Source organism: Streptomyces humi, assembly GCF_001005085.2.
GTDB classification, from domain to species: Bacteria; Actinomycetota; Actinomycetes; order Streptomycetales; family Streptomycetaceae; genus Streptomyces; species Streptomyces humi.
In genome coordinates this window covers 130,861-148,199 of the sequence record NZ_LBMU02000015.1, presented here as the reverse complement: position 1 = coordinate 148,199, position 17,339 = coordinate 130,861, and the positions used below count along the sequence as shown (strand labels likewise).

Below are 17,339 nucleotides of genomic sequence, written 5' to 3'. Positions count from 1 at the left end.
CCCCCCTCACCCCACCACCCCACCGCGAGAGGTCACCGCAGCATGAGCACCGTCACGCCCACCGCCTGGCGGGCCAACCCCGCACCCGCCGGCCCCGGCGAACGGATCGCCCGCGCCGCCGCGGTCAACGCCCGCGCCACCGACGTCGCCCTGGCGACCGGCAACCGGATCCTCGAGGTCGCCGGCGCCCGCGCCACGGCCACCACCGCGGGCCTGGACCATTTTTTGCGCGACGTCCGCACCCACACCCCGCACGCCCCGGTCGCCTACCAGCGCCGCGAGGTGGGCCGTCGGGTCCTCGAAGGCGAACTGCCCGAACCCACCTGGCACTCCTGACCGTTCCCCGTCGGACGCCCGCCTCGCACGGGCGCCCGGGCCACCAGAAAGAGGCAGCTCCATGGCCACCGTCCTGTCCGTCTCCGGCAGCCCCTCCGCCTCCTCCCGCACCGGCCGGCTGCTGCGCCACCTGGACCAGCGGCTCGCCGCCCAGGGCCATCAGGTGATCCCGCTCGACGTCCGCACCATCCCCGCCGAGGCCCTGCTGGGCGCCGACTTCCGGCACCCCGCGATCGTCGAGGCCACCGAGCTGTTCGACCGCGCCGACGGAGTGGTCGTCGGCACCCCGGTCTACAAGGCGTCGTACTCCGGTGTCCTCAAGGCGCTGCTCGACCTGCTCCCGCAGTACGCGCTCACCGGCAAGACCGTGCTGCCGCTGGCCACCGGCGGTTCCGTCGCGCACGTCCTCGCCATCGACTACGCGCTCCGCCCGGTGCTCAACTCGATGGGCGCCGCCCACATCGTCCAGGGCTGGTTCACCCTCGACAAGGACATCACCGTCCGCGAGGACGGCACCCTCGCCCTCGCACCGGCCGCCGCCGAGGCCCTCACCCCGGTCGTCGACCAGTTCTCCGCCGCGCTCACCGGACGCACGCCCGTCCTCGCCGCGGCGGGCTGAGCCGATGACCGCCCACATCATCGCCGACGACGCGGAGGCGCTGGCCGTCGCCACCGCCCTGGCCGACGAGTTCCGTGCCGGGGCCGCCCGGCGGGACGCCGAACGGGCACTCCCACGGGCCGAACTGGACCGGCTGTCCGCCTCCGGCCTGCTCGCCGTGACCGTGCCCGCCGAGCACGGCGGCGCCGACGTCGGCGCCGGCACCCTCGCGGAGATCTTCCGGATCCTCGCCGCGGCCGACGCCAGCCTCGCCCAGATCCCGCAGAGCCACTTCGTCTACGTCAACGTGATCCGCCGTCAGGGCACCGAGGAACAGCGGAAGTTCTTCTTCGCGGAACTCCTCGCGGGCAGCCGCCTCGGCAACGCCCAGTCGGAGGCCGGAACCAGACACGTGCAGGACATCCGGACCCGGCTGGTGCCCCAGGACAACGGCGGTTACCTCCTCACGGGGGTCAAGCACTACTCCACCGGGGCCCTCTTCGCCCACTGGATCCCCGTCCTGGCCCGCGCCGAGAACGACGACCTGCACGTGGCGTACGTGCCCGCGGACGCGCCCGGCCTCACCGTGGTCGACGACTGGGACGGCATGGGACAGCGCACGACCGCCAGCGGGACGGTCCGGCTGGACCAGGTCCCGGTGCAGGCGGACCGGGTGCTGCCCCACCACCTCACCTTCCGGGGGCCCCAACTCCACGGGGCAGTCGCCCAGTTGCTGCACACCGCCATCGACGTGGGGATCGCCGGCGGAGCGCTGGCCGAGGCCGCTGAGTTCGTCCGTGAGAAGAGCCGGCCCTGGTTCGAGAGCGGCGTGGAGACCGCAGCCGAGGACCCGCTGCTGATCCAGCGGTTCGGTGAACTCGCCGTCCGGGTACGGGCGTCCGAGGCCCTGCTGCGGGAGGCCGCCCGCGCGGTCGACGCGGCCGCCGCCGGCCTCACCGACGAGACGGCCGCCGAGGCGTCCGTCGCCGTGGCCGCCGCGAAGGTCACGGCGGCCGACACCGCCGTCGAGGTGGCCGGCGCCCTGTTCGAGGTGTCGGGTACCAGGTCGGCCCTCAACTCCCTGAACCTGCACCGGCACTGGCGGGACGCCCGCACCCACACGCTGCACGACCCGGCCCGCTGGAAGATCCAGCACATCGGCCGGTACGTGCTCAACGGCACGCCACCGCCGCGGCACGGCCTGCTCTGACGGACACCCACGAACGGAGAACCCTCGTGTCCCTCACCTTCCACTGGTTCCTGCCCACCAACGGGGACAGCCGCCATGTCGTGGGCGGCGGCCACGGCACCCCGGCGACGGCCTCCGGCCGGGACCGGCCGCCGACCGTCGCCTATCTGAGCCAGATCGCCAGGGCCGCCGAGGACCTCGGCTTCGTGGGCGCGCTCACCCCCACCGGCGCCTGGTGCGAGGACGCTTGGCTGACCACGGCCATGGTCAGCCGGCACACCGAACGCCTGAAGTTCCTGGTCGCCTTCCGGCCCGGCTTCGTCTCGCCGACCCTGGCCGCGCAGATGGCGTCCACGTTCCAGCGCCAGACCGGCGGCCGGCTGCTGCTCAACGTGGTCACCGGCGGCGAGAGCCATGAGCAGCGGGCCTACGGGGACTTCCTCGACAAGGACGCGCGGTATCGGCGTACCGGTGAGTTCCTGGAAGTCGTACGGGGGTTGTGGGAGGGCGGGACCGTCAGTCTGAAGGGGGAGCACCTGCGGGTCGAGGACGCGAAGCTGGCGCGGGTGCCCGATCCGGTGCCCGAGGTGTACTTCGGGGGGTCCTCGCCGCTCGCCGGTGAGGTCGCGGCCCGCCATGTCGACGTGTACCTCACCTGGGGCGAGCCGCCGGCCCAGGTCGCCGAGAAGATCGCCTGGATCCGGGGACTGGCGGCCCGGCGGGGGCGCACGCTGCGGTTCGGGATCCGGCTGCACGTCATCACCCGGGACACGTCCGAGCAGGCGTGGGCCGAGGCCGGCCGGCTGCTGGACGGGTTCGACCCGGAGACCGTCAGGTCGGTGCAGGGCGGCCTCGCCCGCAGCGAGTCCGAGGGCCAGCAGCGGATGCTGGCCCTGCACGGGGGCCGCCGGGACGCACTGGAGATCCACCCCAACCTCTGGGCGGGCATCGGGCTCGTCCGGGGCGGCGCGGGCACCGCCCTGGTCGGCTCGCACGAAGAGGTCGCCGCACGGATCAAGGAGTACGCGGCCCTGGGGATCGAGGAGTTCGTGCTGTCCGGCTATCCGCATCTGGAGGAGGCGTACTGGTTCGGGGAGGGGGTGCTGCCCCGGCTGGCCGCGGAGGGCGTGTGGCGGCACCCCGCCGGGCGCGGCGAGACCCCTGCGGCACAGGTGCCGTTCGCGTCCTGACCGGTGCGGTGCTCAGGTGCCGGGGCAGTGCGCCGTGGCCTTCCCGATCCGGGTGCCGCCGCGCACCGTGACGGTCACCTGCCGGGGCTCGGCGTCGGGGGCGGCGATGCGCTGGGCCGCGTCCGCCGTGCAGACGATCTGGGCCGCCGCGAGCCCCGGCGCACCCGCCGGCAGGGGCAGTTCCACGAGGATCCCGCCGTCCCGCGCGGTCACCGTCACGGCGTCCGTCGCGTCGGTGGGGGCGGGTACGGCGGTGACCCCGCCGTCCGCGGCCGGCGTGGCCGGGGCCACCGCCGTCGGGGGCGCGGCCGGGAGCCCCGGCAGCCGTGTGGTCAGCCCCTGGCTCCGCTCCGCGTCGGTCGGGCCCCGGAGCAGTTCTTCCAGGGCCGAGCGGACATCGCCCGGTGCGTCGGTCCGGCGGAGGGCGGCGACCAGCGTGCCGTCCCGGAGGAAGTACAGCGGTGTCGTGGCCGCCACCCCGCCGGCGGGGCCGCCGGCCTGCACGACGCCGGTCGTGGGGATGCCGCACGACGTCAGCGCGCACACCGCCGCGGCGATCAGCAGCGCCGGGCGGGCCGGGCCCCGGCGGGTCATCGCTCCTCCCGCGGCGACTCGTCGGCCGGCAGGGGCAGCCGTACGGTGAAGACGGCGCCCCCCTCGGGCCGGTTCGCGGCCTGCACGGTGCCGCCGTGCAGCCGGACGTTCTCCGCGGTGATGGCGAGTCCCAGGCCGCTGCCCTCGGTACGGGTGCGGGCGGCGTCCGACTTGTAGAACCGTTCGAAGACGTGCGGCAGTACGTCCTCCGGGATGCCGGGCCCGGTGTCCGTCACCTCGATCACCGCGAGCCGTGTCCCGCCGGGCGCCCCGCCGTCGTACAGGCGCAGGCCGACCGGCCGGGCGCCGTGCCGCAGGGCGTTGCCGACCAGGTTGGCCACGACGACGTCGAGGCGGCGCGGGTCGACGCGGCCGCGCAGGGCGCCGGGCGGGGGCAGGTCGTGGTCGACCAGGCCGGTCCAGGCGCGGGCGTCGAGGGTGCGCCGCAGCGACTCGGCGAGGTCGATCTCGTCGAGGTGCGGGACCGCGACGCCCGCGTCGAACCGGGAGATCTCCATCAGGTCGTCCACCAGCCGGGCCAGTTTCACGGTCTCCTCGCTGATCAGGCGGACCGCCGTGGCGGTGTCCGGGTCCAGGCCGGCGGCATCCTCGTCGAGGACGTCGGTGACGGCGGACATCGCGGCCAGCGGGGTGCGCAGCTCGTGGGACACGTCCGCGGCGAACCGGCGGGCCCGGGCCTCCATGCCGCGCAGTTCGGCCACCGACTGCTCCAGCGCGGCGGCCGTCTCGTTGAACGTGTGGGACAGATCGGCGAGTTCGTCGGAACCCTCGACGGCCAGCCGGGTGTCCAGGTGCCCCTCGGCGATGCTGCGGGTGGCGCGGCGCAGCGCGCGCACCGGGCGCAGCACCCCGCGCGCGGCGAGCAGCGCCAGCAGCACGGCCAGTGTGAGCGCGGGCACGGCGGCCCGTTCGACGGCGGTGACCAGGGCGTCGACGTAGGCGCGTTCGGTGGTCTGCGGCACCGTGAGGAAGACCTGGATCCCGGAGGCGTAGACGCCTTCGGCGGGCGCCTCGGCGAAGGTGACCGACATGCCGACGACGAGCGCGGTGTGGTCGCCGACGGCCACCCGCTGGAAGACGGTGGCCAGGTGGGAGCGGACCGACGCGCGCAGGGCGGGGGACAGTTCCGCGAAGCGGTCGCCCGGGACGGAGGTGGCGCTCAGCCGGCCGTACGTGGCCAGCACCCGCCAGCTCCCGGAGGGTTCGGCACGGGCCACGTCCGCCGCGAACCGCCGTAGTTCGTCCCGGTCCGGGGGGTAGCCGAGGTCCGGGGCGAGCCGGCCGACCTGGGAGCGCAGCTGCTGGATCACGGCGTCCTGGCTCTGCTGGAGCACACCGGTACGGGCCTCGCGGAACGTCAGGGCGCCGGTGGAGGCGGCGGTGACGGCGGCGACGAGCGTGAAGGCGAGCACCAGCCGGGTCCGCAGGCCGCGCAGCTGGGGGAGACGGGGGCGCCTCACCGGGCGGTGAACCGGTAGCCGAAGCCGCGTACGGTCCGGATCCAGCGGGGTTCGCGCGGCGGTTCGCCCAGCTTGGCGCGCAGCCGCCGTACGCAGGCGTCGACCAGTCGGGCGTCCCCGTGGTAGCTGTGCTCCCAGACCGCCTCCAGCAGCTGCTGCCGGCTGAACACCTGACCGGGCGAGGCGGACAGGGTGAGCAGCAGGCGCAGTTCGGAGGGGGCGAGCGGGACCGGCTCACCGGCGCGGGCGACCGAGAGCCCGGCCCGGTCGACGGTCAGCTCCCCGTAGGTGTCGATCCTCGGTATGCCGCCCTCGGCGGGTGCGCCGGACACCCGGCGCAGCACCGCGCGGATCCGGGCCTCCAGTACCCGGGCCTGCACGGGCTTGACCACGTAGTCGTCGGCACCCGCCTCCAGGCCCACCACGATGTCCTCGTCGTCGCCCCGGGCGGTCGCCATGACGATCGGCAGGGTCTGGTCGAGCGCGCGGACCCGGCGGCACACGTCGAGGCCGGGGAGGCCGGGCAGCATGAGGTCGAGCACCACGACGTCCGGCCGGAAGGACCGCACCCGTTCCAGCCCGTCCTCGCCGGTGGCGACGGCGGCGACCTCGTGCCCGCGGCGGCGCAGGGCGAGCGCCACCCCCTCCCGCACGGCGCGGTCGTCTTCGATCAGCAGAACGCGTGGCATGGGCTCAGTATCCGCATGACATCCGCACAGCTGTGCGTTTGTTACGGGATGATCATATAAACCGGCAACGCGATGGTCGTTATCTTTTCGTTATCGCGTGCGCCAGATCCGATCACATTCCGATCACAGCCTGACGGTCATGACCACGCGCACCGCACGTTCCTCCCGTGGCCCTCGCCGTGCCCTTCCCTCGCACGCCGTCCCCCGTGACCGGCGGCGGGCGGGACCGCTCTGTGCGGCCGTGGCCGCGCTGGCCGTCCTCGGCGGCGCCGGTCTCGTGGCCCTGGACGGAGGCGCGTCCGGCCCGCACACCGGTCGGGCCGGAGCCGCGGGTGGGTCCACCGAACGCGCCAGGCCCGGCCGTCCCGGCGGCGCCGCGCCGACGCCCGGCAGCCGGTCCCCGTCACCGGGCCCGGCCCGCACCTCCGCCTCCCCGCGCGCCGGCGGCTCGGCCGCGCCCTCGATCCCGGCCACCGGCCCCGGCACCTTCGTCACCGCGGCCGGCTCCAGCACCCCGGTCGGCTCGGGCACGGTCCTGCGCTACCGGGTGGACGTGGAGAAGGGCATCGACCTGTCCGCCGCGGACGCCGCCCGCCAGGTCGAGCGGATCCTCGCCGACCGGCGGGGCTGGACCGCCGACGGCCGTTCGGCGTTCCAACGGGTGTCGAGCGGCCCGGCCGACTTCGCCGTCCGGATCGCCACGCCCGGAACCGTCGACCGGATCTGCGGCGAGTACGGACTCGACACCGGCGGCGAGGTCAACTGCGACGTGGGCGACGACGTCATGGTCAACCTCCGGCGCTGGCTGCTGGCGACCCCGGTCTACGCCCGGCACGTCAAGGACTACCGCGCCCTGATCGTCAATCACGAGGTCGGCCACTTCCTCGGCCACGGCCACGTCGGCTGCCCCGGGCCGGGGCAGCCGGCCCCGGTGATGATGCAGCAGATCAAGGGCATGCACGGATGCCTGCCCAATGTCTGGCCCTACGACGGGCAGGGACGGTACGTGACCGGCCCGGCCCTGCCCTGACCCGGGCCCCGCCGGGGATCGACGGGCCCCGCCGGGGATCGACGGGCCCCGCCGGGGATCGACGGGACCGACCGGGCCGACGGGGCACGGCCCCGGCAGCGGATCCGTGCCCTCGGCCAACTGCCGCAGTCGACAGGCCAGTCGGTCAGCCCTCGATCCAGCCGTGGTTCTTCGCGAACTGGGCCAGGGCGCCCCGGACCCGTACGATCTCCTCGGCCGTCAGGGTGGGCGCCGCCGCCAGCAGCGTCTCGGTGACCTCGCGGGTGAACTCCTCGGCGCTGAGCAGGTCGCACAGCGAGTCGTCGTCCGGGCCGAGCGTCCTGACGTCGGCTCCCCGGGCGAGCCGCACGCCGGACGCCTTGGGCCCTCGTTCGCCGCTCTCGATCTCGAACTCCACGGCCACACCCGGGCGGACGTAGGACTCCGCCATCTGCATGTCGTTCACATGCAGGAAGACGTCCTCGCCGCCGCCGTCCGGAGTGATGAACCCGTACCCGCGCGAGCTGTCGAACCGCACCACACGACCGGTAACCATGCGAAACCCCCAACCAAACCGGGCCACCTGCCCGGACACCTGGAGCCGATGGTAGTCAGACCGGCTCGGAGCGGGCGACCCGGCCCACCGGCCGGTGTGGCGGGTACGCACGATGTGACCTGTGGGGAACGGAACTCGGTGCGTCGACAGCGCGTTCGGTATGGAAAGCTGTCGCCTGCCGTCGGTGTGCCAAGGGGGGCCGGGACGGCCGTTGAGAGGAGCGCACGTGACGCAGGACGGCACCGGGTCCGTGGAGATCGACACCAGCAAGCCGCATCCCGCCCGGATCTACGACTACCTGCTGGGCGGCAAGGACAACTACGAGGTCGACCGCCAGGCCGCCGACCGGCTCGCCGCCGTCGCGCCCGAGGTGTTCATCGGGGTACGCGCCAACCGGGCGTTCCTCCAGCGCGCGGTCCGGCACGTCGTCGACAGCGGCGTCCGGCAGATCCTCGACGTCGGCACCGGGCTGCCCACCTCGCCGAACATCCACGAGGTCGCCCAGAAGCTGGCACCCGACGTACGCGTGGCCTACGTCGACAACGACCCGATCGTGAAGGCGCACGGCGACGCGCTGCTCAGCCGGTCCGGCTCCACCAGCATCGTCCTCGCCGACCTGCGCGATCCGCAGTCCGTGGTGGACCACCCCGATGTGCGGCGCGTCATCGACTTCGGCCGGCCGGTGGCCCTCTTCCTCGTCGCCATCCTGCACTTCGTGCGTGACGAAGAGGAGCCCGAGCGGATCGTCGCGACCCTGCGCGACGCCCTCCCGGCCGGCAGTTTCCTGGTGCTCTCGCACGCCACGGCCGACTTCGCGGACCGCAGCGACGCCCAGGCCGTCTACAACAACGCGACCGCCACCATGAACCTGCGCTCCCGCGACCGGATCGAGCGGTTCTTCGAGGGCTTCGACCTGGTCGAGCCCGGCCTGGCCCAGGTCCCGTTCTGGCGCCCGGACACCACCCCGCCGCCCGGCTCCGAGCAGATCGGCTTCTACGGCGCGGTGGCCGTCAAGAAGAGCTGACTGACCGTCAGATGGTTCTACGGCACTCCGAGTTCGAACAGGGCATAGCCCGCGTACGAGCCGGAGGCCAGGGCCGCGATGCCCAGCAGCAGGCACAGGTACGGCAGGCTCAGCCGGCGCAGCGCGACCGCCAGGGGCACGAACAGCGGGAAGGCGGGCAGCAGATAGCGCGAGACGTTCGCGAAGTACTGCTGGCTGCCCAGCACCAGGGCGAGGGTGAGCACCGTGTGCACGACCGGTGCCGCCGGCGGTCGCAGCCGCAGCAGCAGGGGCAGCAGGGCCAGGTCCAGCAGGACGACGCCGACGCCGATGACGTCCGCGAAGGGAAGCGCGAAGAGATAGCCGAAGTGGCCCACCGGGACGGACGTCAGGACGTCCAGGGTCTGCGCGCCGTAGTCGAACTCGTGTCCCCACGCGCCCGACTGGAGCCTGAAGTAGCCGCCGTAGTCGCCCATGCGGTGGCCCACCCAGCCCAGGTAGCCGAGCAGCCCCACCGGAGCTACCAGCAACGCGGTCAGTGGACGCGCCACCCCGTCCTCCCGGCGGCGCAGCGCGACGAGCGCGGCCCACGCGAGCGCCGCGACCAGCGCGCCGGCGGTGGGGCGGTTGAGGCCGGCCGCGAAGGTCAGTACCCCCGCCGTCAGCCAGCGGCGGGTCAGCACGGCGTACAGGGCCCAGGCGGCGAGGGCGACGTACAGCGAGTCGGAGTAGACGGCCCACTCCACGCCGGAACCCGGCCAGACGGCCCACAGCCCGGCCGCCACCAGCCCGGCCCGCCGGCCGCCGAACCACTCGGCCACGGCGAAGACCCCCAGCGCCGCCGCGAACGAGGCCACGACCGACACCAGCAGCCCGGCCCCGAACGGACCGAGACCGGTGACCTCCATCGCCACCCGCATCAGCGCAGGGTAGAGCGGGAAGAAGGCGGCGGAGTTGCCCTGGAGGTCGATCAGGCCCGTGGCGCCGGGGACCGGGACCAGCCGGGGGTGGTAGCCGTGCAACGCGATCTGCTGGTACCACCAGCCGTCCCAGGTGCCCAGCACGTCCCAGGTGTGCGCGCCCCCGCCGAACCGCGGGTTCTTCCTGCGGAAGTCACCGGCGGAGTCCAGCAGATACATGAACGAACCGAAGCCGACCAGCTTCAGCACGCCGTACACCGCGAGGACCGGACCGTGACGCCGCACCGCGGCGCGTAGGCGCCGTCCGCGGCCGGCCGGCGTCCGCGGCGGCGGGAGGCCGTCGGCCACGGGTGTCGTCTTCAGGAGCGTGGTCATGACGTCATGGACTCCGTCCGAGGTCGCCCGAACGGCAACCGTGCCAGCAGGAGCGGGAGTTGAGCGGCAGCCAGGGCGGCCAGTTCGGCGCGGGGGCCGGCGGCCGGCAGGGCGTGCCGCAGGACGGCGAGCGAACCGGCGGTGACGGTGAGGCGGGTGGCCAGGGCGGGCAGCGGCAGGCGGCCAAGGACCGTCTGCGCGACCACCCAACAGGCCAGCAGGGACAGCACGTTGGCGACCAGGTACGCGGCGGCCGGACGCAGCGCCGCGTACAGCAGGAGATGGGCGGCCGCCATGACCAAGGCCGGCGCCGGGAACCGCCGTGGCCGCCGAGCCGACGGCAGTGCGCCGCGGGCCCGCGCCAGGCCCACCCGCGCGACGCCGCGCAGGTCGGCGAGGACCGTGGACAGCAGCGCGACCCTGCTGTCCGGGTCGTCCACCCAGTCGACGGGCACCTCGTGGATCCGCAGCCCGGCTCGCTCCGCGACCACCAGCAACTCGGTGTCGAAGAACCACTCGGAGTCCCGCACCAGCGGCAGCAGCCGCTCGGCGGCCTCCCGGCGGACAGCCTTGAAACCGCACTGCGCGTCCGAGAAGCCCACCGCGAGGGCCGAGCGCAGCAGCACGTTGTAGCCCCGGGACAGGATCTCCCGCCTGGGGCCGCGCACCACCCGCGCGCCGGGCGCCAGCCGGGTGCCGATGGCCAGGTCGGAGTGGCCCGAGAGCAGCGGGGCGACGAGCGGCAGCAGCGCGGCGAGCCCGGTGGACAGGTCCACGTCGAGATAGCCGACCACGGGTGCCCGTGACCGCGACCAGGCGGCCCGCAGCGCCCGGCCGCGGCCCTTCTCGGCCAGCCGCATCCACTCCACCTCGGGCAGTTCACCGGCCAGTCGGGCCGCGATGAGAGGGGTGGTGTCGGTGCTCGCGTTGTCGGCGACGGTGATCCGGAACGGGTACGGGAACGTCTCCCGGAGATGAGCGTGGAGCCGGCGCACGTTCCGCTCCAGGTCCTTCTCCTCGTTGAACACCGGTACGGCCAGATCCAGGACCGGCTCGTCGTGACGTGCGGCGAGCGGCGGGACCGGGGCCGGCAGGGTGATGTGTGGTCGGTTCATGGCTTTTCTTCGCATTCGTACTCGTTCTCGGGGCGTGCCGAAGGCGCACCCGGCGGTGGGGTGAAGGCGGGAGAACCGCGCGCTAGCCGTCCGAGCCGGTCTGGCCGGCGGTGCCGGTCGAGCCGGCGGCCGAGGCGCCTTCGGAGGGGGTGGCACTCCCGGACGCGGGCGCCGACGGCGGAGAGGTGGTGGTGGTCGAGTGCCCTGACGTGCCCTGCGACGCGCTGTGGCCGCCGCCCGCGTCCGGGGTCGCCGTGGCCGTCGCGGACGAGGGCGGCGAGGGTGAGTCGGTCCGGCCGCCGGTGGCCGACGGGGTTTCGCCGGGCGCGGTCGTGCCCGTGGACGACGGGCCCGAGACGGTGGCGGTGGGCGGGCTGCTGGGGGAGAGGGTCGGGGCCGGTGTCGTACCGGTGCTGGGTCCGGTCGCGGGGCGGGGGTGCGGTGCGCCGGGCTCGTCCGGGGTGCCGGAGTGCGGCCACAGGAACAGACCGAGGCCGAGACCCGCGACCGCGAGGGCACTCCCGGCCGCCCGCCGGGCCGCCCGCACGCGCCGCCGCGCCCGCACCCCGGCCCGCAGCCGGTCCCGCTGCCCGGGTCCGAACGCCGCCGGTTCCCGGTCGTCGTGCATCAGCCGCGTCAACTGCCGCTCGAAGTGATCCATGTCCTCTCCCTCACCCCACCGGCTCGATGGCGTCCGCCAGCAGCTCACGCAGCCGGGCCACACCGCGTGCCGCGTGCGACCGGACGGTGCCCACCGGGCAGCCCAGCACCTCGGCGACCTGCCGGTCGGGCAGGTCCTGGTAGTAGCGCAGGACCACCGCGGCCCGCTGCCGCGGGGTCAGCAGCGCGAGCGCGGCCTCCAGACGCGAACGCTCGGCGACGGCCGCCGAGATGTCACCGGCCGCCGCGACCTCCGGCAGCTCCTCGACGGGGCGCTCCCCCCACCACCGCCGCCGCGCCGAGCGGGCCGCCGCCCGGGCGAGCACCTTGCGGACGTACGCCTCCGGCGCCTCGTCGGCGATCTTCGGCCAGACGAACCACAGTTTGACCAAGGACTCCTGCAACAGATCCTCGGCCCGATGCCGATCGCCACCGGTGAGCAGACGCGCCAGGTGGAACAACCCCGACCAACGGGCCGCCACGAACTCGTCGTACTCACCGGCCCGAGCCTGCTCCATTCCCACGGTCCCCGCTCTCCCCGGCTGCCTACACCTGGGAGAAGGCCCTGGGGGCGGTGGAACGCTGCACCTGGCCGGGGTGATCCACGTCACGCGCCGACCGGCCGGTGAACACGTGGCCGTGAACACGTGGCCGTGAACACGTGGCCGTGAACACGTGGCCGTGAACACGTGGCCGTGAACACGTGGCCGTGAATAGGTGACTGTGAATGCGTGGCCGTGAACACGGGACCGCAAATACGTGACCGTGAATACGGGCCCGTGGACACCTGGCCGTAAATACCTGGCCGGCCGGCGCCGGACCACCGTATGCTCCCGGCGATGACCACTCACTCTGTTCACAGATTGGGGGTCCCGTCCACGCCAGGTGAGTGCTGATGACCACTCACCTCGCGGACGGGGACACCCGCCTGACTCTCTGGCGGCGCGTGCGCGAGTTCGCCGTGCCGCCCGCCATGATCGAGACCGCCACCGCCCGGCGGCACACCGGGGACTGGGCCGGGGCCTGCGCCGCCGCCGGTTTCGACGTCGACCTCGATCTCCGTGCCCTGGCGCGCGAATCGGGCCGGGACGTCCGGGACCGGATCCGTGCCGACCTGCGCCGGCTCGCCCCCGACCTGCTGCGCTGGCACCTGCCGAGGATCGCCCCCGACGGTCTGCTGCGCCCCGGGCTGACCATGCCGCTGGCGCGCTACGACACCGGACCGAGACCCCTGCACCTGGTGGCGCGGACGCCGCCGGCCTGGGCCGACGCCGGACAGCGGGTCAGCCTCGCGCTGTGGGACGGCACCCTCGGCGGGCCCGCCGCCCGGGGCCATCCGCACCCCCGTCCCAGCCGGCGGTACCGGTTCGACCTGCACCGCCATCTCTGGGACTCCGGTGCCGCCGCCGACCTGCGGGTCCGCGCGGGCGCCGACCGGCTCTCGCTGTGCGCCGCGCACCGCTGGGCCGACGAGGCCCGGATCGTGCTGCGTTCCGAAGGGCTGGACAGCGGGACCGTCGCCGTGCGACCGGGCGGCCGGCAGCGGCTCGCGCTGCGTGTCGCGTCCGACGGGACCGTGACCACCGGTCGCGATCCCGGCTCCGGCGTGGTCGCCGTGCTGCCCGACGCGGCGACCACGCTGCCGCCCGACCTGGAGCTGCTGCGCGCCGGGCTCATCGACGCCGACCGGCTGCATCCGCTGGTCGCGACCGCCCTCGTACCCGGTCACACCCCGGCCGCCCGCGCGCCGTACCCGGACCGGCCCGGGCAGCCGCCCCTCGTGGAGTGCCGGGGCGTCCGGCACCGGATCGCCATGGTCGACGGCGTGCTGTCCGCGCTGGACCACTCCCCGGACGAACTGCGGCGCGAGGAACTGCTGATGGCGCTCGGCGGCCCGCCGCTGCCCTGTCTGCGGGTGATCGACGAGGCGCACCGCCGCCCCGACTGCCTCACCGGTGTCCGCGAGCGCCTCGACCACGGGGACGTCGCCGGTGCGCTCGCCGTCGTCGAGGGGCTGCTGGGACCCGAAGCCGTCCTGCGGGACGGCCCGTTGAAGGACGAACTGGAGTCGGCCGCGCGCCGCCGGATCGCGTACGGCCTCTACCGGGCGGGCCTCGCCGGATCCCGCCCCGCCCCGGTCCGCACGCGCCGCCACCGGCCCTCGCGCGACCCGAGGCTCGGCCCCCGCCCCGCCAGCCGGCGCTGACTCCGCCCCCCTGCCCTCCCCACCCCAAGGTGATCAGACATGCCCATTCACGTCTCTGACCAACTCACAATCGCCGACGACCTGTTGACGCTGCTCGGCGACTCCGCCACCGAACCCCGCCCCGATACCCGGCTGGAGGCGCTCACCCTGGCCGTCGCCGCCGACCTGCCGGTCCTGCTGTGGGGCGAGCCCGGCATCGGCAAGACCGCCGCCATCGCGCAGCTGGCCACCGCCCTCGACCTGCCCCTGACCACGGTGATCGCCAGCGTGCACGAGCCGTCCGACTTCGCCGGGCTGCCCGTCGTGGGGGACGATCCCGCCGTCCAGGGCGTCCCCATGGCCCCGCCGGACTGGGCGGTACGGCTGGTGCGGGCGGGCCGGGGCCTGTTGTTCCTCGACGAACTGTCCACCGCGCCGCCCGCCGTGCAGGCCGCTCTCCTCCGGCTGGTCCTGGAGCGCCGCGTCGGCTCCCTGCGACTGCCGCCCGGCGTCCGGATCGTGGCCGCCGCCAACCCGCGGTCCTCGGCGGCCGACGGCTGGGAGCTGAGCCCGCCGCTGGCCAACCGGTTCGTGCACCTCCAGTGGGCCCACGACCACGAGGTCGTGGTACGCGGCCTCGGCGGTACCTGGCCGCGGGCGACCCTGCCCCGGCTCGCCCCGGACCGGCTGCCGGCCGCCGTGGACTTCGCGCGCCGCGCGGTCTGCGGACTGCTCGCCACCCGCCCCACGCTCGTCCACCGCCTGCCCAGCGGCGAGACCCGGCGCGGCGGTGCCTGGCCGTCGCCCCGCAGCTGGGACATGACCCTGCGCCTGGTCGCCTTCGCGCACGCCGCCGGTGCCTCCCGTGACGTGCTCTCGCTGCTGGTCCGGGGCACCGTCGGGGACGGCCCGGGACTCGAACTGCTGGCGAGCGTCGACCGGTTGGAACTGCCCGACCCCGAGACGCTGCTCGCCGACCCGGCCGCCGCCGACCTGCCCGAACGCGGTGACCTGCGGCAGGCCGTGCTGGACGGCGTGGTCGCCGCGGTCCGCGAGCGACCGGACCGGGCCCGCTGGGACGCCGCCTGGGCCCTGCTGGTGCGGGCCCTGGACACCGGCGCCCCCGACCTGGTCGTGGTCCCCGCCACCACCCTGGCCGCGCTGCGCCGGGACGACTGGGACGTACCGGAGGCCGTCGAGCGGCTCGCCGGAGCGGTGTCCGTCTCCCGGCGCGCCGACCGGGCCGCCGCACGGGTCACGGCCCAGGGGGCGGCCCGATGACCGCCGCCACGACGGGCGGCGCCGCGACGACCGCCCCTACGACAACCGCCCGCACGATTACCGCGCCCACCACGACCACCGCGCCCACCACGACCACCGCGCCCACCACGACCACCGCGCCCACCACGACCACCGCCCCCACTACGACCGCCCCCACTACGACCGCCGCCCCCACCACCACCGCCCCCACCACGACCGCCGCCACGACGGGCGGCGCCCTGGACCTGGACAAGCTGTACGCCGCCCGGCTCCAGGCCGCCCGCGCCCGCCCGTACCTCGCCACCGCCCTGTTCGCGCTGCACGTCGTGGCGTCCCGGCAGGTGCCCACCATGGCCGTCGACCGGCACTGGCGGTGCTACGTCTCGCCCGCCTTCGTGGCCCGGATGCCGGTGGAGGACCTGGCCGGGGTGTGGGTGCACGAGGTGTCCCACCTGCTGCGCGACCACCACACCCGCAGCGACCGGGTGGCACGGGAACGCGGGCTGACCGGCCCCGGCGAGCGGCTGCGGATGAACATCGCGGCGGACCTGGAGATCAACGACGACGCGTACGGCGACGGCCTGGCCCGGCCGGACGGCGCGGTCCGGCCGCGGACGCTGAGGCTGGACGAGGGCCTGCTCATGGAGGACTACCTGCGGCGGTTCCGGCTCGGACCGCTGACGCAGGACCTCACCTGGCTCGACTGCGGCAGCGGCGCCGACGGCCGGGAGCGCGAGTGGGACCTGGGGCCCGACGGTGCGCACGGACTCAGTGAACAGGAGCGGGACGGGGTCAGGTTCCGGGTCGCGCAGGCCATCACCGGCCGCCCGGGCAGCACCCCGGACGGCTGGCGGCGGTGGGCCGAGGAGGCCTTCCAGCCGCCGCAGCCCTGGCGGGAGTTGCTGGGCGCGGCGGTCCGCTCGGCGGTCTCGGCCGCGGGCGCCGGCGACGACTACAGCTACGGACGCCCCGCGCGCCGCTCGGCCGCGCTGCCCGGCGTGGTCCTGCCCAGCCTGCGCCGCCGGCCGCCCCGGGTCTGCGTCGTCATCGACACCTCCGCGTCGGTCAGCGACGCCGAACTGGGCGCCGCCCTGCTGGAGGTGGCGGCGATCGCGCGGGCCGTCGGCGGCCGCCGGGACCTGGTCTCCGTGGTGTCCTGCGACGCGGCCGCCCGGACCGCGCACCCGCTCTGCCGGGCGGAGGGCATCCCGCTGGTGGGCGGCGGCGGCACCGACCTGCGCGCGGGCTTCGCCAGAGCGCTGCGGGCCCGTCCGGCACCGGACGTGGTGGTGGCCCTGACCGACGGGCAGACGCCCTGGCCGCAGACGCAGCCGCCGTGCCGGACGGTGGTGGGCCTGTTCCCGAGGGGGTACGGCGGCTCGTGGAGCGAGGACGGCTACGTACCGGACGCGCCGCCCGCGTGGGCCCGCGTCGTCGACATCGGCTGACCGGGCCGCAGGCGGCCGCCGCGGGGTGGGTGGCGGGCCGGTCAGTCGGCGCGGGTGGCGGCCAGGTAGTTGTAGGCGGAGGCCCGGGAGATACCCAGGCGCGCGGCGACCTGCTGCACCGCGCCGCGCACCGCGAAGACGCCCTGCCGGTCCAGGTCACCGAACAGCTCGACCCGCTCCGCGCGGCTGAGCTGGTCCCACGGCTTGTGCTCGCGGAGCTGGCGGGCGTCGACGATCGAGTCCAGCACGGCGGTGACGTCGTCGCCGAACGTGGTGGTCGGCGGCGCCCCGGGAACGGCGGCGACCCCGGCCAGTCCGCCGACCAGGGCGTGCACCTGGTTCACGGCGGTGACGTCCAGGTTCACGCACAGTGCCCCGAACGCGGTGCCGGCCGAGTCGCGCAGCACCATCGTGGAGGACTTGACCAGCTTCCCCTCTCCGGTGCGGGTCAGGTAGTTCAGCTCGTCGTCCGCCCGGTCGCCGGCCGCCAGCAGTTTCATGCCGATCTCGCTCATCGACCCGCCGACCACCCGGCCGGTGACCGATCCGGCGATGGCCACGACCGACCGCTCCGGGCGGCGGAAGTCATGGACCACGACCTCGCAGAAGGACCCGAAGGTCGCCACGATCCCGTCGACGACCGGAGCCAGCGCCGCGATGATCGCGTCCTGCTCGGCCCGGACCGCGGCCTCGCCGCCCGCCTCTCGTGCCGATCCGTGTGGCATCGGTGC

17 protein-coding genes and 1 pseudogene are annotated in these 17,339 nt (G+C 74.8%); 9 read left to right on the top strand and 9 right to left on the bottom strand.

The genetic code is table 11. The features are described from left to right. The 4 genes and pseudogenes from AAW13_RS05415 to AAW13_RS05400 all read left to right on the top strand — a co-directional run. Window positions 1–336 (top strand): annotated as a pseudogene (locus AAW13_RS05415) (hypothetical protein); the annotation flags it as partial. A gap of 61 nt (window positions 337–397) precedes the next feature. Further along, a complete protein-coding gene (ssuE, locus tag AAW13_RS05410) occupies window positions 398–955 on the top strand; it encodes an NADPH-dependent FMN reductase (protein ID WP_046731074.1) in 558 nt (185 codons plus the stop codon). A gap of 4 nt (window positions 956–959) precedes the next feature. Further along, window positions 960–2,144: an SfnB family sulfur acquisition oxidoreductase gene (locus AAW13_RS05405; RefSeq protein ID WP_046731075.1), complete on the top strand. Its 1,185-nt coding sequence runs from the start codon at window positions 960–962 to the stop codon at window positions 2,142–2,144. Window positions 2,145–2,170: 26 nt separating this feature from the next. Further along, the gene (locus AAW13_RS05400; RefSeq protein WP_046731076.1) at window positions 2,171–3,313 is read left to right on the top strand and encodes an LLM class flavin-dependent oxidoreductase; all 1,143 of its coding nucleotides are present in this window, start codon (window positions 2,171–2,173) and stop codon (window positions 3,311–3,313) included. A 12-nt stretch (window positions 3,314–3,325) separates the two neighbouring features. Here AAW13_RS05400 and AAW13_RS05395 read toward each other — a convergent pair whose 3' ends face one another. Genes AAW13_RS05395 through AAW13_RS05385 form a run of 3 tightly spaced genes read right to left on the bottom strand, consistent with a single transcriptional unit; the run spans window position 3,326 to window position 6,077 of the window. Then, window positions 3,326–3,907 (bottom strand): hypothetical protein, encoded by a 582-nt coding sequence (locus AAW13_RS05395; RefSeq protein ID WP_046731077.1) that lies wholly within the window; start codon window positions 3,905–3,907, stop codon window positions 3,326–3,328. Continuing rightward, window positions 3,904–5,388, bottom strand: a complete 1,485-nt coding sequence (locus tag AAW13_RS05390; protein ID WP_046731078.1) for a sensor histidine kinase — start codon at window positions 5,386–5,388, stop codon at window positions 3,904–3,906. Before AAW13_RS05390 ends, AAW13_RS05395 begins: the two co-directional genes overlap by 4 nt. Continuing rightward, window positions 5,385–6,077 carry a response regulator transcription factor gene (locus tag AAW13_RS05385; RefSeq protein ID WP_046731079.1) on the bottom strand — a complete coding sequence of 231 codons (693 nt, stop codon included), beginning with the start codon at window positions 6,075–6,077 and terminating at the stop codon, window positions 5,385–5,387. The genes AAW13_RS05390 and AAW13_RS05385 overlap by 4 nt, the downstream gene beginning before the upstream one ends. A 139-nt stretch (window positions 6,078–6,216) precedes the next feature. On the opposite strand from AAW13_RS05385, the gene AAW13_RS05380 reads away from it, so the two are divergent. Further along, complete coding sequence (locus AAW13_RS05380; RefSeq protein WP_206306154.1) at window positions 6,217–7,107, top strand: DUF3152 domain-containing protein; 891 nt, start codon at window positions 6,217–6,219, stop codon at window positions 7,105–7,107. Between the two features lie 145 nt (window positions 7,108–7,252). Here the strand turns inward: AAW13_RS05380 and AAW13_RS05375 are convergent, their stop codons facing one another. Next, the gene (locus tag AAW13_RS05375; RefSeq protein ID WP_046731080.1) at window positions 7,253–7,642 is read right to left on the bottom strand and encodes a cold-shock protein; all 390 of its coding nucleotides are present in this window, start codon (window positions 7,640–7,642) and stop codon (window positions 7,253–7,255) included. A gap of 226 nt (window positions 7,643–7,868) precedes the next feature. Between AAW13_RS05375 and AAW13_RS05370 the strand changes: the two genes are divergently transcribed. Continuing rightward, window positions 7,869–8,666, top strand: coding sequence for an SAM-dependent methyltransferase (locus AAW13_RS05370; protein WP_046731081.1), 798 nt, complete (start codon window positions 7,869–7,871; stop codon window positions 8,664–8,666). A gap of 17 nt (window positions 8,667–8,683) precedes the next feature. On the opposite strand, the gene AAW13_RS05365 is transcribed toward AAW13_RS05370, so the two are convergent. The 4 genes from AAW13_RS05365 to AAW13_RS05350 form a co-directional block, all read right to left on the bottom strand. Continuing rightward, on the bottom strand, window positions 8,684–9,940 hold the full coding sequence (locus AAW13_RS05365) for a glycosyltransferase family 39 protein (RefSeq protein ID WP_240528540.1): 1,257 nt from the start codon (window positions 9,938–9,940) through the stop codon (window positions 8,684–8,686). Beyond that, window positions 9,937–11,055, bottom strand: a complete 1,119-nt coding sequence (locus AAW13_RS05360) for a dolichyl-phosphate beta-glucosyltransferase (protein WP_046731082.1) — start codon at window positions 11,053–11,055, stop codon at window positions 9,937–9,939. Before AAW13_RS05360 ends, AAW13_RS05365 begins: the two co-directional genes overlap by 4 nt. A gap of 82 nt (window positions 11,056–11,137) precedes the next feature. Further along, window positions 11,138–11,716 carry a hypothetical protein gene (locus AAW13_RS05355; protein ID WP_046731083.1) on the bottom strand — a complete coding sequence of 193 codons (579 nt, stop codon included), beginning with the start codon at window positions 11,714–11,716 and terminating at the stop codon, window positions 11,138–11,140. A 10-nt stretch (window positions 11,717–11,726) separates the two neighbouring features. After that, window positions 11,727–12,233: a SigE family RNA polymerase sigma factor gene (locus AAW13_RS05350; protein ID WP_046731084.1), complete on the bottom strand. Its 507-nt coding sequence runs from the start codon at window positions 12,231–12,233 to the stop codon at window positions 11,727–11,729. A 377-nt stretch (window positions 12,234–12,610) separates the two neighbouring features. Here AAW13_RS05350 and AAW13_RS05345 point away from each other — a divergent pair, with 377 nt between their 5' ends. Genes AAW13_RS05345 through AAW13_RS05335 form a run of 3 tightly spaced genes read left to right on the top strand, consistent with a single transcriptional unit; the run spans window position 12,611 to window position 16,608 of the window. Beyond that, window positions 12,611–13,921: a hypothetical protein gene (locus AAW13_RS05345; RefSeq protein WP_046731085.1), complete on the top strand. Its 1,311-nt coding sequence runs from the start codon at window positions 12,611–12,613 to the stop codon at window positions 13,919–13,921. 39 nt (window positions 13,922–13,960) lie between these two features. Continuing rightward, complete coding sequence (locus AAW13_RS05340; protein WP_046731086.1) at window positions 13,961–15,181, top strand: AAA family ATPase; 1,221 nt, start codon at window positions 13,961–13,963, stop codon at window positions 15,179–15,181. Continuing rightward, window positions 15,178–16,608, top strand: a complete 1,431-nt coding sequence (locus tag AAW13_RS05335; protein ID WP_167391679.1) for a vWA domain-containing protein — start codon at window positions 15,178–15,180, stop codon at window positions 16,606–16,608. Before AAW13_RS05340 ends, AAW13_RS05335 begins: the two co-directional genes overlap by 4 nt. A 41-nt stretch (window positions 16,609–16,649) precedes the next feature. Here AAW13_RS05335 and AAW13_RS05330 read toward each other — a convergent pair whose 3' ends face one another. Next, complete coding sequence (locus AAW13_RS05330; protein WP_046727810.1) at window positions 16,650–17,333, bottom strand: helix-turn-helix transcriptional regulator; 684 nt, start codon at window positions 17,331–17,333, stop codon at window positions 16,650–16,652. Window positions 17,334–17,339 lie beyond the last annotated feature (6 nt).

Excerpts from the sequence above, each read along its gene's own strand:
- ssuE (WP_046731074.1), top strand. The coding sequence starts at position 398 with ATGGCCACCGTCCTGTCCGTCTCCGGCAGCCCCTCCGCCTCCTCCCGC.
- AAW13_RS05405 (WP_046731075.1), top strand. The coding sequence starts at position 960 with ATGACCGCCCACATCATCGCCGACGACGCGGAGGCGCTGGCCGTCGCC.
- AAW13_RS05395 (WP_046731077.1), bottom strand. The coding sequence starts at position 3,907 with ATGACCCGCCGGGGCCCGGCCCGCCCGGCGCTGCTGATCGCCGCGGCG.
- AAW13_RS05385 (WP_046731079.1), bottom strand. The coding sequence starts at position 6,077 with ATGCCACGCGTTCTGCTGATCGAAGACGACCGCGCCGTGCGGGAGGGG.
- AAW13_RS05380 (WP_206306154.1), top strand. The coding sequence starts at position 6,217 with ATGACCACGCGCACCGCACGTTCCTCCCGTGGCCCTCGCCGTGCCCTT.
- AAW13_RS05375 (WP_046731080.1), bottom strand. The coding sequence starts at position 7,642 with ATGGTTACCGGTCGTGTGGTGCGGTTCGACAGCTCGCGCGGGTACGGG.
- AAW13_RS05365 (WP_240528540.1), bottom strand. The coding sequence starts at position 9,940 with ATGACCACGCTCCTGAAGACGACACCCGTGGCCGACGGCCTCCCGCCG.
- AAW13_RS05360 (WP_046731082.1), bottom strand. The coding sequence starts at position 11,055 with ATGAACCGACCACACATCACCCTGCCGGCCCCGGTCCCGCCGCTCGCC.
- AAW13_RS05355 (WP_046731083.1), bottom strand. The coding sequence starts at position 11,716 with ATGGATCACTTCGAGCGGCAGTTGACGCGGCTGATGCACGACGACCGG.
- AAW13_RS05350 (WP_046731084.1), bottom strand. The coding sequence starts at position 12,233 with ATGGAGCAGGCTCGGGCCGGTGAGTACGACGAGTTCGTGGCGGCCCGT.
- AAW13_RS05345 (WP_046731085.1), top strand. The coding sequence starts at position 12,611 with ATGACCACTCACCTCGCGGACGGGGACACCCGCCTGACTCTCTGGCGG.
- AAW13_RS05340 (WP_046731086.1), top strand. The coding sequence starts at position 13,961 with ATGCCCATTCACGTCTCTGACCAACTCACAATCGCCGACGACCTGTTG.
- AAW13_RS05335 (WP_167391679.1), top strand. The coding sequence starts at position 15,178 with ATGACCGCCGCCACGACGGGCGGCGCCGCGACGACCGCCCCTACGACA.
- AAW13_RS05330 (WP_046727810.1), bottom strand. The coding sequence starts at position 17,333 with ATGCCACACGGATCGGCACGAGAGGCGGGCGGCGAGGCCGCGGTCCGG.